General features: G+C 73.3%; 12 protein-coding genes. 5 read left to right on the forward strand and 7 right to left on the reverse strand.

Annotated features, from left to right (window positions below; genetic code table 11):
• Positions 1–23: 23 nt before the first annotated feature.
• Positions 24–2,375, forward strand: coding sequence for a glycoside hydrolase family 3 protein (locus ACZ6TB_RS37070; protein ID WP_465562644.1), 2,352 nt, complete (start codon positions 24–26; stop codon positions 2,373–2,375).
• Here the strand turns inward: ACZ6TB_RS37070 and ACZ6TB_RS37075 are convergent.
• Complete coding sequence (locus ACZ6TB_RS37075) at positions 2,372–4,096, reverse strand: ABC transporter ATP-binding protein (RefSeq protein WP_465562646.1); 1,725 nt, start codon at positions 4,094–4,096, stop codon at positions 2,372–2,374. The two genes, ACZ6TB_RS37070 and ACZ6TB_RS37075, sit on opposite strands and share 4 nt — an antisense overlap.
• A gap of 108 nt (positions 4,097–4,204) precedes the next feature.
• Positions 4,205–5,737 (reverse strand): ABC transporter ATP-binding protein, encoded by a 1,533-nt coding sequence (locus tag ACZ6TB_RS37080; protein WP_465562648.1) that lies wholly within the window; start codon positions 5,735–5,737, stop codon positions 4,205–4,207.
• A gap of 358 nt (positions 5,738–6,095) precedes the next feature.
• On the opposite strand from ACZ6TB_RS37080, the gene ACZ6TB_RS37085 reads away from it, so the two are divergent.
• Complete coding sequence (locus ACZ6TB_RS37085; protein WP_465562650.1) at positions 6,096–6,971, forward strand: hypothetical protein; 876 nt, start codon at positions 6,096–6,098, stop codon at positions 6,969–6,971.
• 35 nt (positions 6,972–7,006) lie between these two features.
• Here ACZ6TB_RS37085 and ACZ6TB_RS37090 read toward each other — a convergent pair whose 3' ends face one another.
• The 3 genes from ACZ6TB_RS37090 to ACZ6TB_RS37100 all read right to left on the reverse strand — a co-directional run bounded on the left by ACZ6TB_RS37090 (position 7,007) and on the right by ACZ6TB_RS37100 (position 10,243).
• On the reverse strand, positions 7,007–7,738 hold the full coding sequence (locus ACZ6TB_RS37090) for a 16S rRNA (uracil(1498)-N(3))-methyltransferase (RefSeq protein WP_465562653.1): 732 nt from the start codon (positions 7,736–7,738) through the stop codon (positions 7,007–7,009).
• A gap of 14 nt (positions 7,739–7,752) precedes the next feature.
• A complete protein-coding gene (locus tag ACZ6TB_RS37095) occupies positions 7,753–8,697 on the reverse strand; it encodes a serine/threonine-protein kinase (RefSeq protein WP_465562656.1) in 945 nt (314 codons plus the stop codon).
• 94 nt (positions 8,698–8,791) lie between these two features.
• A complete protein-coding gene (locus tag ACZ6TB_RS37100) occupies positions 8,792–10,243 on the reverse strand; it encodes a serine/threonine-protein kinase (protein ID WP_465562659.1) in 1,452 nt (483 codons plus the stop codon).
• Between the two features lie 162 nt (positions 10,244–10,405).
• Here ACZ6TB_RS37100 and ACZ6TB_RS37105 point away from each other — a divergent pair, with 162 nt between their 5' ends.
• The 3 genes from ACZ6TB_RS37105 to ACZ6TB_RS37115 are packed head-to-tail and all read left to right on the forward strand — an operon-like array spanning position 10,406 to position 13,414.
• Entirely contained in the window at positions 10,406–11,692 is a 1,287-nt protein-coding gene (locus ACZ6TB_RS37105) for a hypothetical protein (protein WP_465562661.1), read from the forward strand.
• Positions 11,692–12,321 carry a class F sortase gene (locus tag ACZ6TB_RS37110; protein ID WP_465562663.1) on the forward strand — a complete coding sequence of 210 codons (630 nt, stop codon included), beginning with the start codon at positions 11,692–11,694 and terminating at the stop codon, positions 12,319–12,321. Before ACZ6TB_RS37105 ends, ACZ6TB_RS37110 begins: the two co-directional genes overlap by 1 nt.
• Complete coding sequence (locus tag ACZ6TB_RS37115; protein ID WP_465562665.1) at positions 12,293–13,414, forward strand: vWA domain-containing protein; 1,122 nt, start codon at positions 12,293–12,295, stop codon at positions 13,412–13,414. The genes ACZ6TB_RS37110 and ACZ6TB_RS37115 overlap by 29 nt, the downstream gene beginning before the upstream one ends.
• Before the next feature lie 8 nt (positions 13,415–13,422).
• Here the strand turns inward: ACZ6TB_RS37115 and ACZ6TB_RS37120 are convergent, their stop codons facing one another.
• Together ACZ6TB_RS37120 and ACZ6TB_RS37125 are read right to left on the reverse strand one after the other, a co-directional pair.
• Positions 13,423–14,085 carry a hypothetical protein gene (locus ACZ6TB_RS37120; protein WP_465562667.1) on the reverse strand — a complete coding sequence of 221 codons (663 nt, stop codon included), beginning with the start codon at positions 14,083–14,085 and terminating at the stop codon, positions 13,423–13,425.
• A gap of 33 nt (positions 14,086–14,118) precedes the next feature.
• Positions 14,119–14,577 (reverse strand): carboxymuconolactone decarboxylase family protein, encoded by a 459-nt coding sequence (locus ACZ6TB_RS37125; protein ID WP_465562669.1) that lies wholly within the window; start codon positions 14,575–14,577, stop codon positions 14,119–14,121.
• Positions 14,578–14,645 lie beyond the last annotated feature (68 nt).

Below are 14,645 nucleotides of genomic sequence, written 5' to 3' on the forward strand. Positions count from 1 at the left end.
CCAGGGATCTTAGGGTTATTGCCATGGTCGAAATCGAGCACGTCCTCAAGCAGCTGAGCCTCGAGGAGAAAGTGTCCCTGCTGGCCGGGCAGGACTTCTGGTCACTTCCCGCGATCGAGCGGATCGGGCTGCGCTCGCTGGTGATGTCGGACGGGCCCATCGGCGTACGCGGGACGGGCTGGGCGCCGGACGACCCGTCGATCGCGCTGCCCAGCCCGACCGCCCTGGCCGCGGCCTGGGATCCGGAGCTGGCCGAGACGGCGGGCCGGCTGCTCGGCCAGGAGGCGCGGCGCAAGGGCGTGCACGTCGTGCTCGGCCCGACCGTGAACCTGCAGCGCACCCCGCTCGGCGGCCGCCACTTCGAGTGCTACTCGGAGGATCCGCTGCTCAGCGGCGAGATCGCGGTCGGCTTCGTGCGCGGCGTGCAGGCGCACGGGGTGGGGACGACCGTGAAGCATCTGGTCGGCAACGACTTCGAGACGGACCGGATGGAGGTCGACGTCCGGATCGGCGAGCGGACCCTGCGGGAGATCTACCTGGCGCCGTTCGAGCGGGTGGTCGAGGCCGGCGGCTGGGGCGTGATGAGCGCGTACAACGGCGTGAACGGCTCCTCGATGGCCTCGAACGGCCGCCTCCAGGACGAGATCCTCAAGCGCGAGTGGGGCTTCGACGGCGTGGTGGTCTCGGACTGGCGGGCCGCGCGCTCGACGGTCGGCGCCGCGCTCGGCGGGCTCGACATCGCGATGCCGAAGCTGGAGAACCCGTGGGGCTCCGCGCTGGTCGACGCCGTGCGGTCGGGCGATGTGCCGGTGGAGGTCATCGACGACAAGGTGCGGCGGGTGCTGCGTCTGGCGGACCGGGTCGGCGCTTTCGGCGACTTACCCGATATTTCGGATAATTTGGACGGTGACCGCGTCGCGCACGAGGTCGCGGCTCGCTCGTTCGTGCTGGTCCGCAACGAGGGCTACACGCTTCCGCTGGAGGCCGCGGCCCTGACCAAGGTCGCGGTGATCGGCGCCCTCGCCCTCGACGCGCGGGTGCTCGGCGGCGGCAGCGCCCAGGTCTCGCCGCCGCACACGATCTCGCCCCTGGAGGGTCTCGGCCGCGCGCTGTCCGGCGTGGACGTCGAGTACGCGATCGGCGCCGACCCGCGCCCGTTCCTGCCGGCCCTGCACAACGCCACCCGGGTGGTCATCGGCGCGCTCGCCTTCGAGGTCGACCCGGCGGCCGTGCGCTGGATCGGCTCGCTGCCCGGCGGCCTCGACCCCGACGACGTCGACGGCCTGCGGCTGGAGACCGTCTACACGCCGGCCGAGGACGGCGAGCACACGTTCGCGGTCTCCGGCTTCGGCACGTTCAAACTGACGATCAACGACATCGTCCGGTACGAGGGAACGCTGCACCCGCCCGGCACCGGGCGCGCCGACCTGCTCCTCTCGCCCCGCGAGCAGCGGGTGACGGCGACGCTGGCGGCCGGCGAGCCGGTGCGGATCGTGCTCGAGCAGACCATCGCCCGCGGCGCCGGCCACTCGGTCGCCACCACGCTCGGCCACCGCCCGCCGGCCCCGGACGAGGACGGGATGATCGAGGAGGCGGCCGCGCTGGCCGCCGGGTCCGATGTGGCCGTGGTCGTGGTCGGCACCACCGAGCAGGTCGAGTCGGAGGGCTTCGACCGCACCTCGCTGGCGCTGCCCGGCCGGCAGGACGAGCTGGTGGCGCGGGTCGCGGCGGCCAACCCGCGCACGATCGTGGTGGTGAACGCGGGCTCCCCGGTCCTGATGCCGTGGTCGGGCGATGTCGCCGCGATCCTGCTCACCTGGTTCCCGGGCCAGGAGGGCGGTGCGGCGCTGGCCGACGTGCTCCTCGGCGTCGCCGAGCCGGGCGGCCGGTTGCCGACCACGTGGCCGCGGGCGGAGGCGGACTGCCCGGTGCTCCGGATCAGCCCGGAGAACGGCGTGGTCGCGTACGACGAAGGGGTCTTTGTCGGTTATCGCGGCTGGCTGCGCTCGGGCAAGGAACCGCTCTACGCGTTCGGGCACGGCCTCGGCTACACGACGTGGAGCTACGACGAGATGGTGGTGACCGCGACCGAGGCGGTGGTCACCCTGAGCAACACGGGCGCGCGCTCCGGGCGCGAGGTGATTCAGCTGTACGTGTCACCCGCGGCCGCGGACGAGACCCGTCCCCGGCGCTGGCTGGCCGGCTTCGAGAACGTCGAGGCCCACCCCGGCGAGACGGTGACCGTCCGGATCCCGTTGCCGCCGCGCACGTTCCAGGTCTGGGAGGACGGCTGGACGACCGTGCCGGGCTCCTACACGGTGGCCGCCGCACACGCCCTCGACGACGTGCGGATCGAGGGAACGGTGACCATCTAGGAGCGGGACTGCCAGGCCTGCCACAGCTCGGCGTAGCGACCGCCGGCCGCGACCAGCTCGGCGTGCGTGCCCTCCTCCAGGACGGCGCCGTGCTCGAGGACGACGATCCGGTCGGCGGTCGCGGCCTGGGTGAGGCGGTGCGCGACCAGCAGCGTCGTGCGGCCCCGGGTCGCGGCCAGCGCCGACTCCTCGAGAACCCGGGCGCCCACGCTGCCGGCCTCGGCCGTCGCCTCGTCGAGGATCGCGACGGCCGGGTCGACCAGCACCAGCCGGGCCAGCGCCAGCTGCTGGCCCTGCGCGGCGGTCAGCGGGTGGCCGCCCTCGCCGACCGGGGTCAGCAGATCGCGCGGGAGGGCCGCCACCCAGTCGGCCGCTCCGACCGTGGCGAGCGCCTCGCGTACCTCCTCGTCGGTCGCGTCCGGCCGGGCCAGGCGCACGTCCTCGACCAACGGGCCGGCGAAGACGTGCGTCTCCTGGCTGATGATCGCGATGACGCCGGGCGCGAGCTCGTCCACCGGCACGCCGCCGGCCGACGCCGTTCCGCAGGCCGGGTGCAGGATGCCGGCGGCGATCGAGGCGACCGTCGTCTTCCCGGCGCCGGTCGAGCCGACCAGGGCCACCCGCTCCCCCGGCTCCACCCGCAGCGTGATCCCGCGCAGCACCGGGACGCGCTCGTCGTACGCGAAACAGATGTGGTCGAGCTCCAGCCCCGCCTTGTCCAGCTTGATCGTCCCGGCCGGGGCGACCGGCAGCGTGCCCACCCCGACCAGCCGGGCCAGCCCCGCGCCCGCCTCCTGGATCTCGTCGAAGGTGAACAGGATCATCCCGATCGGGTTGAACAGGCGGTGGAACAGCACGGCCGCCGCCGCCGTCTCGCCGACCGTCACCCAGCCGCTGCGCACGAACCAGAAGCCGGCCACCAGGATCGTGCCGAGGCCGACCAGCTCGGCCCGGTTGATCCGGCCGACGAAGCGGGTGAAGAGCGTGAAAACCCCGACGGACAGATCGCGGGCGTACGCCGAGGCGGCGTCGATGCCGGTCAGGTGCCGCTCCTCGAGGCGGTACGCGTGCACCGTGCGCACCCCCTGCATGCTCTCCATCAGCAGCTGCGACCGCGCGCCGATCGCCTCCCGCTCCCGGGCGTAGATCGGCGCCGAGCGCGGCAGGTACCAGCGCAGGGCGGCGAGGTAGAGCGGCAGGGCCGCGAGCCCGGCCACGCCGAGCCGCCAGTCCAGCCCGAACATGGCGACCACGCTGAGCGCGCCGAGCAGCAGCGCCGAGATCACGGTGGGCAGCACCTCGGCCGCCGCCGTCCCGATCGCGGCCACGTCGGCGCCGACCCGGGAGAGCAGGTCGCCGCGGCCGGCCCGGTCGAGCACGGTGGCCGGCAGCCGCAGCGCCACCGCCACGGTCTGCTCGCGCAGGGCGGCCAGGATGCGCTCGCCGAGGCGGCTCACCAGGGCGGTGGTCACGCCCGAGGCGACGCCGCCGATCAGCGCGGCCACGACGACCAGCAGGGCGATCGGGGCCAGCGCGGCGGGATGGGCGTCCTCCCGTACGAGATCGACCAGCCGGCCCAGCGCGGTCACCGGCACCACCGACGCCGTCGCCGCGACCAGCCCGGCGGCGAGGGTGAGCGCCAGCTCGAGGCGGCGGGCACGCAGCTGGCCGAGCAGCCACCCGCCGGTCTGCCGCGGGGTCGCGACCGGGAGCGCGCTCATCGCCGCGGCCCGTTCCGCAGCGCGGTCATCGCAGCGGCCTTTTCTGCGGCGCGGTCATCGCGCGGCGTTTCTGCTGCGCGCTCATCGCGCGGCCTTTCCGCGGCGCGCTCATCGCAGCACCGCCGCTCGATAGGCCGGATCGGCGGCGGCCAGCGAGGCGTGGGTGCCGGTGGCGACGATCGCCCCGTCGCGCAGCACCACCACCCGGTCGGTGACCGCGAGCAGCGCCGGGCTGGTGGTGACGATCAGCGTGCCGAGCGTCGAGCCGGGCCGGTGGCGCAGGTCGCGGATGCCGCGGGCGATCGCGTGCTCGGTGACCGCGTCCACGGCCGTGGTCGGGTCGTGCAGCACCAGCAGCCGGGGCTCGACGAGCAGCGCCCGGGCCAGCGCGAGCCGCTGCCGCTGGCCGCCGGAGAGGGCCGCGCCGCGCTCGGCGATCGCGTGGTCGAGACCGTCGGGGTGGGCCGCGACGACGTCCTCGGCCGCCGACGCCCGCAACGCGCCGTCGAGGGTCCGCTCGGCGTGCTCGCCGAGCACGATGTTCTCCCGGATCGTGCCCGTGAACAGCTCGGGATGATGGGGCGTGACCAGCACGTCGGGCGAGCCGTCGTCGTAGAGCTCGAGCAACGCCGACGGGTCGGTCTCGACCACCACGCCGAGGCACTCGCCGTCGGTCGGCAGCACCGGCGGGTCGGAGGTCGTGTCCGGCGACGGCGGCGTCGCGGCGAGGACGTCGGCGATCCGGGCGGCCGAGGCGCGGGCGGTGGCGATCCAGCTCGGCGCGGCCGAGAGCGTGCCGAACGGCTCGCCCAGGAACGCGGCCAGGCCGATCACGGTGACCAGCTCGCCGGCGGTGATCCGCCCGGTCAGTGCGAACCAGCCGGCCAGGATCGCGATGCCGCAGGCCAGCAGCGTGCTCACGGTGGTCGAGGCGATCTGGAAGCCGCCCTGGGTGCGGGCCGCGAGCAGGGTGGCCCGCAGCGCCTGGCCGCTGACCTCGCGGTAGCGGGCGTCGGCGGCTTCCTGCGCGCCCACCCCGCGCAGCGGCCGCAGGCCGGTGACCAGGTCGGTGGCGAGTGAGGAGGCCCGCCCGGCGACGTCCTGCCGCTCGGCGACCCGCCGGGTGATCCGCGGCGCCGCCTGCTGCAGCGCGATCAGCACGATCGGGGTGCCGACGAGCACGACCAGGCCCAGCGGCACCGAGATGAGGCAGAGCCCGACGGCGCTGACCGCCGTGGCGACCAGCGCTCCGATGATCCGCGGCACGTAGTCGAGCAGGTAGGACGCGTGGTCGGCGTCGGTCGTCGAGATCGTCAGCACGTCGCCGGTGCGCACCTCGGCCCGCGGGTCGAGCACCTTGGCCGCCACCTCGAGCCGCAGCGTGTGCGACTCGTCGGCGAGCGCCCGCATGAGCTGCCGGGCGCCGTTGCGGTAGGCCGTGGTGAGCAGCAGGAAGAGCAGGCCGAGCAGCGCCACCCAGAACACCAGGCGGGACAGCGAGCCGGTCGAGACGGCCTGGTCCACGGTCTCGCCGATGAGGATCGGCACGAACGCCTCGCACGCCTGGTGCAGCGCGATCAGGGCGCAGCCGGCCAGCAGCCGCCAGCGGTTGCGGGACACGGCCCGCCACAGGATGTTCATGCGGCGAGACCCACTTTTCCTCCCAAGCCCGACGGCGTGCGCCTCTCCGACACCGGGCTCGCACGGCACGGACCACCGACGGACGCACCGGGACACGGGGGACCGGGCGCGGCACGAGCGTGCGGCGACCGGAGTCGAGGCTCATCGGATACCGACCTTTGCGCGGCGGACCTCTCAGATCAAGACCTCGCCTCAAGACCTCGCCGACGCTGACCAGAAGGCTAGCCTAACCAGCTCCCTCGCTCATGATCACGTGGGCGCTGACTCTCTGTGATGTGGGCCGTCTTGACGGAGAGTAATTCGCGGCTATAGTCGGACAGGTCCGATTCACCCTTTATGCCAGGTAGGATGAGGTCGTATGCCGCTCACGTCACCGGACCGTCACTACTCTCCGTCGGCGTACGACCTCGACGAGACCGCAATGCGACGCATCGTGGCCGCCGCCCTCACCACGTACGGCGACCGCCCCGGCCGTTTCCTGGCGCTGGCCGTCTCGGCGTCGTCCCCGCTCGCGGACGTGGCCCGCACGGTCGAGCGGATGGTCTTCGAGCCGACCTTCCAGATGGACGCCCGCACGATGACCGAGGAGTACCGGCGCTACGAGGACGACAGCCTCTTCTTCCTGGTGCTCGACCGGCGGACGGGCCTGCCGGCCGGCGCCGCCCGGGTCATCGACGGCGGCGGCAAGACGCTCGACGACGCGCCCGACTGCATCGACACCTCACTGTCGACGATCGTGGCGCTGCACGATCTGCACAACGGGCGGATCTGGGACTTCGCCACGCTCGCGGTGCTGCCCGCCTACCGCGGCGGCCGGTCCGGCCTGGCGGTGAGCTCCCTGCTCTACCGCACCTTCCTCAACGCGGGGCGGCTGGCCGGCGTACGGCACCTGGTCGCCATGCTCGACTACCGCGCCCACCGCAACCTCAAGCTGATCGGCGTGGAGTTCGCGCCGATGGCCGGCTCGGAGCCGTTCGACTACCTCGGCTCACCCTCGACCGAGGCGCTGCACGCGCCGTTCCCGGAGCTGGTGCCCGCGATCGCCCGCCAGGCGGCTCGCCTGCGCCGGCCCGGCACCCCGTTCCACGGCACCCTGCCCGGCCGAGGCCTGCGCCGCATGATCACCCGCCGCATCGCCGCCCGAGTGGCCCAGCAGATCTCCTCGGGCGACGGCCTGGACGAGAGCATCGTGATGCCCGGGCTCGATCGTCGTCAGCTGGTGCGCGCCCTCTAGGGCGATCGAGGCGAGCCGCCGACAACATGCGGCGCTCACCAGCGATCGAGCCGCGCCGACAACACCGACAACGCCGCCACCCCCGCCGTCGAGGTGCGCAACACCTCGCGCCCCAGGCGCACCGCGACGGCGCCGGCCTGCTCGAACTCGAGACGTTCGGCGTCGGCGATGCCGCCCTCGGGCCCGACCACCAGCACGATCTCACCGCTCGGCAGGTCGGCCACCGCCAGCCGGACCGTAGCCTCCTCGTGCAGGACGAAGGCCGCCCCGGCGTCGGCCAGGCGGGCGGCGATCTGCTTGGTCGAGCAGTCCGGGTCGCCGCCGACCGTCGGCAGCCAGGCTCGGCGGGCCTGCTTGGCCGCCTCGCGCGCGGTGGCGACCCACTTCTCGCGGGACTTCGCCCCGCGGTCGCCGCGCCACTGGGCCACCGACCGGGACGCCGCCCAGGGCAGGATCTCGTCGACGCCGATCTCGGTCATCGCCTGCACGGCCAGCTCGCCCCGGTCGCCCTTCGCGATGCCCTGGGCGACGACCAGGCGCGGGCTCGGGGCGGGCTCGAACGACCGGTCGCCGATGGCCAGGTCGACGCTGCCCTTGCCGACGGCGGTCACCGACGCGGTCGCGCGGCCGCCGCGGCCGTCGGCGAGGATCAGCCGCTCGCCGGCGCGCAGCCGCTGCACGGTGGCGGCGTGGTGGCCCTCGGGGCCGGTCAGGGTCCAGGACGGGCCGGCGGGCAGGTCGTCGACCAGGAACAGGGGCGCGGACACCCCCGCACGGTACGTCACCAACCGCCCGGGGACGGGGCCGAGGTGGCGACGGTGAGCAGCGCCATCAGGGCCACGAAAGCGGCGACGGCGAAGGCGAGCCGGCGGCGGGCGGGGCTCGGCCGGAAAGTCCGTCCGGTGGCCCGGGGCAGCACGATCTCGCGCAGGTCGGCCTCGACCTCGTCGGCCCGGGGGCGATCCGCCGGGTTGCGGCGCAGCAGCCCCTTGAGCACGGGCATCAGCGGGCCGGCGTGCTCCATCGCGTCGGGCGGGTCCTCGCCGAGAGCGCGCAGGGTGTCGGTGACGGTGGGGCGGTCGTACGGCGGGCGGCCCTCGACGGCGTGGTAGAGCGTGGCGCCCAGCGACCACAGATCGGACTCGGGCAGCCCCTGCCCCTCCGACATCCGCTCGGGGGCCAGGTATTTCGGCGAGCCGAAGACGATGCCGGCCCGGGCCAGGTCGCGCACGGCCTCGGCGGTCACGGCCGGGCTGAAGTCGGCGAGCTTGACCCGGCCGTCGTCGGCGATCAGCACGTTGCTCGGCTTGACGTCCAGGTGCAGCAGCCCGGCCTGGTGCACGGCGGTCAGCGCGCCGAGCACGCATCGGCCGACCCGGGCGGCGCCCTCGGGCGGGAGCGGGCCGTCCTCGTCGATGATCTGCTGGAGGGAGCGGGCGGGGACGTACTCCATCACGATCCAGGGCGCCTCGGCCTCGGGGAGCACGGCCAGCGTGCGTACGAGATGGGGATGGCTCACCCGCGCGAAGGTCCGCGCCTCGCGGGCCGTGAGGTCGCGGAACGCGTCGGCGTCGGCCGGATCGATGCCGTCCGGCAGGGCGCCCTTCTTGATCGCGACCGGCAGGCCGGCCTCCTTGTCCCAGGCCAGCCAGACCCGGCTGAGCCCGCCGGCGCCGAGTGGTTCCACCAGCCGGTAGCGCCCGGCGACGAGGTCCCCCGTCCTCACAAACGCCTCGCTGTCACCATGCGGGTAGAAGTCCGACGATCCGCTTAGACCGTACTAGATCAAACCACAGGGCTTGGCCCGACTCCGCGTGGTCTCATCCGCCGGGAGTCGGGGTGAACGTCGCGACGATCTGGTCGAACATCGGCAGATCGGCCGCCCACCGGTCGCGCGGGGTGCGCCATTCGAGGCTGAACATGCGGTCGCCGGTGTCGTCGAGGATCGCCAGCCGCATCGCCCGGATCTGGCCGGCGGACCGGTCCTGATACGTGTACTCCCAGGTCGGCTGGGGCACGGAGGGCGGCTGCACGATCTGGATGCGGCGGTACCCGGGCAGGTCCGCCTTCAGCTCCTCGGCGGTGAAGGCGGCGATCACGTTGGCCGGCGCCTCGGCGACGGTGATGGCGAGGCGCGGCCAGGGCGCCTGGCCGGGTGCGGAGCTGAATTCGCCCGATCCGGTGACCGCGCCCGGCCACTCGAGCGGCAGCCCCACGCGGTAGCCCGGGCCCTCGGTGAACCAGTAGAAGCCGGCCGGCAGCATCTCGCCGCTCGGCAGCGGGGCCGCGGCCGTCGGCGGGTGGGCGGCGGACCCGGTGTCGGGCCGCGTCACCGCGAAGATCGTGACCAGGGCGACCAGGACGGCGAGGGCCCCGGCGAGCGCCGTGAACCGGCGGCGGGCCGGCGTCACCTCGGCCACCGGCGCGGGCGGCGTCTCGGCCGGCGGGGCGGGCTGCTGGATGATCTTCCGGAGCTCGGCCTCCACCTCGTCGGACTTGAGCCGGCGGGACGGGTCGAGCCGCAGCAGCCCCTCGAGCACGGGGGTGAGCGGGCCGGCCAGCTGCGGCGGGTCGGGCGGTCCCTCGGTCGGCGCCAGCAGGGTCTCGGTGGTGGTGGCCCGCACGTACGGCGGGCGGCCCTCCACCGCGTGATAGAGGGTGGCGCCCAGCGACCACAGGTCGGACTCGGGCAGCGCCACACCGTCGATCAGCCGCTCGGGGGCGAGGTATTTGGGCGAGCCCAGCACGATGCCGGCGCCGGCCAGGGCCCGTACGCCCTCGGTCGTCACCGCCGGCCCGAAGTCGGTGAGCACCACCCGGCCGTCGTGGGAGATCAGCACGTTGCTCGGTTTCACGTCGAGGTGCAGCAGCTCGGCCCGGCGCACGGCGAGCAGCGCCTCGAGCACGGCCAGCCCGATGCCGGCGACCCGGGCCGGCGGAAGGGGCCCGTTCTCGTCGATGATCTGCTGGAGCGAGCGGGACTCGACGTACTCCATGACGATCCACGGCGCCTCGTCGTCGGGCAGGACGTCGAGCGTGCGCACCACGTTGGGATGCCCGACCAGCGCGTAGGCCCGCGCCTCGCGGACCGTCCACACCCGGAACAGGTCCTGCTCGTCGCGGGTCAGACCGTCGGGCAGGTGGCACTTCTTGATCGCGACTTGCCGGTCGTCGGACTGGTCGTAGGCGAGCCACACCCCGCCCATGCCGCCGCCGCCGAGGCGCTGCAGGAGCCGATAGCGCCCCGCGACGAGCTGCCCCAGCATCTCCATCCCGGCCCCATCCCAGGCGTTTGCAGATCAACAACTGTCTCTGAGCACCGACCGTACTTCATCCACGCTCGGTACGGGAGACGTCGCTCAGCGGTCTCGACCTTGTTGTGACGTGGGCGTATGGTCGGTCGCGACTTTCCTCCGAGTGGGCGATGGTAGGCAATGCGGACACCTGGAAACGGACGGCTCTGGCGGGCGCTGCCGATCCTCTGCGCCGGTCTGCTCTTTCTCGTACCCGGCACGGCTCCGGCCTCGCCGGCGGCTCGACACGAGGCGCCCGCGGCGGCCGGCCTGGCCCTTCAGCTCGAGACGCCCACGGCCGCCGACCTGGCCATTCAGCTCGAGGCACTGCTCGGCCAGCACTCGGTGCTCGCGGCCGACCTGATGCGCAGCCGCATCCGCGGCGACGACGACTTCGTGCAGGCCGCGAACGCGGCGCTGGGCAAGAACACATCGGCCATGACGACCCTGGTCGGGCAGCTGTTCGGGCAGGCCGCGGCGGACAAGTTCGGTCCCATGTGGTCGCAGCACATCGTGGGGCTGTTCGGCTACGCGGGCGCGATCGCGGCGCAGGACAAGGCGGCGCTCGAGGCCGCCCGCAAGGAGCTGGTCGAATACGAGCAGGAGCTGGGTGACTTCTTCGCGGGCGCGTCGAAGGGACGGCTCAGCCAGGCCGCGGCCCGGGCCGCCGTCGTGCAGCATGTCGGACATCTGACAGCGCAGGCGGACGCCTACGCGGCCAAGAACTACGCGGCGGCCGACGATCTCTACCGGATGGGCTATCAGCACACGTACGACCTGGGTCTGACCCTGGCCAAGTCGCTGCTCCCGGCCAAGGACGTCGCGACCCTCGAGCAGCCGTTGTGGCGGCTGCGCTCCCAGCTCGGCAAGCTGCTCGCCGAGCACGCCGCGCTGGTGGAGGACCTGACCCGGGCCGCGGTGACCCGCTCCCCCGACTTCGAGTCGTCCGGCGACATGATCAACGGCAACACCGCCGACCTGGCAGCCGCGATGGACACCCTGTTCGGGGCGGCCGCGGCGAAGCAGTTCCAGTCGCTCTGGGCCGATCACGTCGAACAACTGGTGGCGTACGCGAGCGCCACCGCGGCCGGCGACAAGACCAAGCAGGACCAGGCCAAGACCGAGATGGCCGGCATCGAGAAGCGGATGGCCACCTTCCTGGCCGGCGCCACCAGCAAGCGGATCAGCCCGGCCGACCTGACCGCGGCGCTCCAGAAGCACGACATGATGCTGATGAAGCACGCGGACGCGTACGCGGCCAAGGACTACGCCACCGCCCACGACGTCGCCTACGACACGTACCAGGAGATGTTCGACCTGGCCACGAAGATGGCGGACGCGTTCGGGGCGACGGTGGCGGCCAGACTGCCGCGGGGCGGCGCGCAGACCGGGTACGGCGGGATGGCCGCCGTCGTGGAAAGCCGCTGATGCCGTCGTACACGCGTGTCCCGGCCCTGGCCGCGCTCGCGCTGGTCCTGCTGGCCGTGCTCGCGGGCGGCCCGCCGGCCGCCTCCGCGGTAGCGGGAGGGGTGACGCCGCCGGCCGCCGCTCCCAACAAATCTGACAAATCTGAAACATCCGGTGAATCGTTCAAATCGGTGCGCACCTACGACTCGGTCGCGGTGCCGACCCGGATCCGCATCCCGGCCCTGCACGTGAACACCAAGATCGAGCGCCTCGGCCTGCAAACCGACGGCACCATCCAGGTCCCGGCCACCACCGACGTCGCCGGCTGGTACCAGTACGGCCCGCGTCCCGGCCAGGCCGGCCCGGCCGTGATCCTCGGCCACGTCGACTCGAAGTCCGGACCCGGCATCTTCATCGACCTCTACCGGGTGAAGCCGGGCACGGCCGTCACGGTCGAGCGCTCCGACGGCACCTCGGCGACCTTCTCGATCACCAAGGTCGAGCGGGTGCCGAAGGTGCAGTTCCCCACCGACCTGGTCTACGCGCCCACGCTCGACCCCACACTCCGGCTGGTCACCTGCGGCGGCAGCTTCGACCACTCTCGCGGAAGCTATCGGGACAATGTCATCGCGTTCGCCGAACCGGCCTGAGCCCCGCCGGGCCCTCGAGCCCCGCCGGGCCCTCGTGGCCCTGGCGGCCGTCGTCATCGCCCTGCTGGCCGACGCGGGGCCGGCCGCCGCGGCCGTGCCCCTGCCGATCGCCGGGGTGCTCAGCGGCGGCGGCGAGACCGCGCTCGTGGTCGACCTGAGCGCGAGCAACAGCACCAGCACGCGCAGCGCGCAGGTCTCGGTCGGCGGCCGTCAGCAGCACGCCGACCTGGTGCCGATCATGTCCGACGGCCTGGCCGTCTCGATCGTGGTGGACGCCTCGACGGCCGGCGCCAAGTCGTTGCCGGCCTGGCTGAGCGCCGCCGCCCGGTTCATTCTCGAGGCCCCCGCCACCACCCAGGCCGTGGTCATCCCGGACCGCCGGCCGGCCGCCGCCGTGGCCACGCCGACGCGCGGACCGCTGGGTGTGGTCGGCTCGCTCGACGGCATCCGGGCGGCCGGTGACCGGGACACCGAGGCCGCCCTGACGCTGGCCCGCGGCCAGTTCCCGCGGGCCGAGACCGGCCGCCGGGTGGTCGTCATGTACACGTCGGCGGCCGACGCCGGCGGCATCGAGGCCGCCGACCTCGCCGACGACTTCCGGGCCGGCGGCACGATCCTGGTCGTGGTCGGCACCGCGGCGGCCGGCGAGTTCTGGTCCGAGGCGGCCGCCGCGACCGGCGGCTTCTTCGCCCCGGCCGGCGAGCCCGTGGTCGTGCCCGCGCTCGACCAGGTCGAGTCCACGCTGCGCGACCGCTACCTCGTCTGCTTCGCGACCCCGCCGGCGCTGCCGGCCACCGTCGCCGTGAAGGTCGACACCGGCGACCTCACGATGACCGGCGAGGCCGTGGTGCCGGCGCCGGGCCACCCCCGGGAGGGCACGGGCACCTCGACCATCATCGGCACGATTCTCATCGCGGCGGCGGCCGCCACCGTGCTGGCGGTCGTGGTGCTGCTGGTCAGCCGCACCCGGCGACCGCGGCCCGAGGCCGGGCCGCCGGGGCTGACGTCGGTCTTCATCGGGCGCGCCGGCGTCCCGCAGACGGCCCGAGGGCAGGCCTCGGTGCCGCGGGAGCACGGCACGCCCTGGTCATAGCCGAGCTGCTAGGAGTCGGCGTCCAGGTGTTTGCGGGACTGATCCCGCACCCGGCCGAGCGCCGCGTCCCACTCGTCCGGCGGCGCGTCGACCGCTCGCCCGCCCGAGAAGTAGTCCGAGTGCCCGATGACCGCGGCCCCGATCGCCACCACGGCGGCCAGCGACACGATCACCTGGAGGCCCTGGGCGATGTCCTCGTACCACGAGTACCACCCGGGGTAGAGCAGCGCCTTCACGGCCGGTATCCGATCGGGGATCGCCGACCCGGTCAGGTTGCCGAAGTACACCGCCAGCGTGCGCGGCTCGGTGGCGTCGGCGCCCACCCCGAACAGCCCGACCAGGGCGAGCAGCACGCCCGTGATCAGCGCCGTGGTGCGCGCCCACAGTCGCCCGCGCATGATCCAGATGCCCAGGCACCCGTACGCGATGCAGAAAAGCCCGAGTATCACCAGCTGGATCGCACCGTCCCGGCCGCGCAGCAGGGCCGGCGCCTCGATGCCGTATTCCGTCTCGATCTTCGCGAGCAACGCGATGAGTTGCTTCTCTTCCGTCGTTCCCCACCAGTGCAGCTCCAAAATGCCGTCGAGCAGGAGCAGCAGGCCGACCGGCGCGAGCGCCATCGTCAGCCACGCTGCCACCCGCACGAGGCGTGGAGCATCGGTCCCCGTCATGCCGCGCATGCTAGACCCGCACGGCGGTCGATCTCATCCCCAATTCTGCGGAGCGGGCTGCCGGGTGGTCACGTTGATGCGGTTGAAGAAGTTTGTCGTCGCGATCCACAGCACGATCGCGGCGAGTTGCTTCTCGTCGAAATGCTTGGCCGCCGCGTCCCAGATCGCGTCCGGCACCGCGTCGGCCTGGTCGGCGAGCCGGGTGGCCGCCTCGGCGAGCGCCAGTGCGGCCCGCTCGGCGTCGGTGAAGTACGGCGTCTCCCGCCAGACCGCCACCGCGAACAGCCGGTCGTCGGTCTCACCCGCCTTGCGCATGGCGCGTGCGCCGGAGTCGACGCAGGGGCCGCAGCCGTTGATCTGGCTGGCCCGCAGGTGCACGAGCTCGAGCACGGCCGGCTCGAGACCGGCCGAGTGGGCGGCCTTGTAGAGGAAGTTGACCGCCTTGACGGCGTCCGGGAGCAGACCGGCGGGGTTCTCGATCCGAGCTGTCATGATCCTTCTCCTCGATTTCGCGTGGCGCCGTCACATCGGCGCGTTTTCGTTCGTCGGAGGGATGACGA

Source organism: Actinoplanes sp. NPDC051537 (assembly GCF_055586105.1).

Bases quoted from the DNA above. Each gene is read 5' to 3' on its own strand.
- ACZ6TB_RS37070 (WP_465562644.1), top strand. From the start codon at position 24: ATGGTCGAAATCGAGCACGTCCTCAAGCAGCTGAGCCTCGAGGAGAAA.
- ACZ6TB_RS37075 (WP_465562646.1), bottom strand. From the start codon at position 4,096: ATGAGCGCGCTCCCGGTCGCGACCCCGCGGCAGACCGGCGGGTGGCTG.
- ACZ6TB_RS37080 (WP_465562648.1), bottom strand. From the start codon at position 5,737: ATGAACATCCTGTGGCGGGCCGTGTCCCGCAACCGCTGGCGGCTGCTG.
- ACZ6TB_RS37085 (WP_465562650.1), top strand. From the start codon at position 6,096: ATGCCGCTCACGTCACCGGACCGTCACTACTCTCCGTCGGCGTACGAC.
- ACZ6TB_RS37100 (WP_465562659.1), bottom strand. From the start codon at position 10,243: ATGGAGATGCTGGGGCAGCTCGTCGCGGGGCGCTATCGGCTCCTGCAG.
- ACZ6TB_RS37105 (WP_465562661.1), top strand. From the start codon at position 10,406: ATGCGGACACCTGGAAACGGACGGCTCTGGCGGGCGCTGCCGATCCTC.
- ACZ6TB_RS37110 (WP_465562663.1), top strand. From the start codon at position 11,692: ATGCCGTCGTACACGCGTGTCCCGGCCCTGGCCGCGCTCGCGCTGGTC.
- ACZ6TB_RS37115 (WP_465562665.1), top strand. From the start codon at position 12,293: ATGTCATCGCGTTCGCCGAACCGGCCTGAGCCCCGCCGGGCCCTCGAG.
- ACZ6TB_RS37120 (WP_465562667.1), bottom strand. From the start codon at position 14,085: ATGACGGGGACCGATGCTCCACGCCTCGTGCGGGTGGCAGCGTGGCTG.
- ACZ6TB_RS37125 (WP_465562669.1), bottom strand. From the start codon at position 14,577: ATGACAGCTCGGATCGAGAACCCCGCCGGTCTGCTCCCGGACGCCGTC.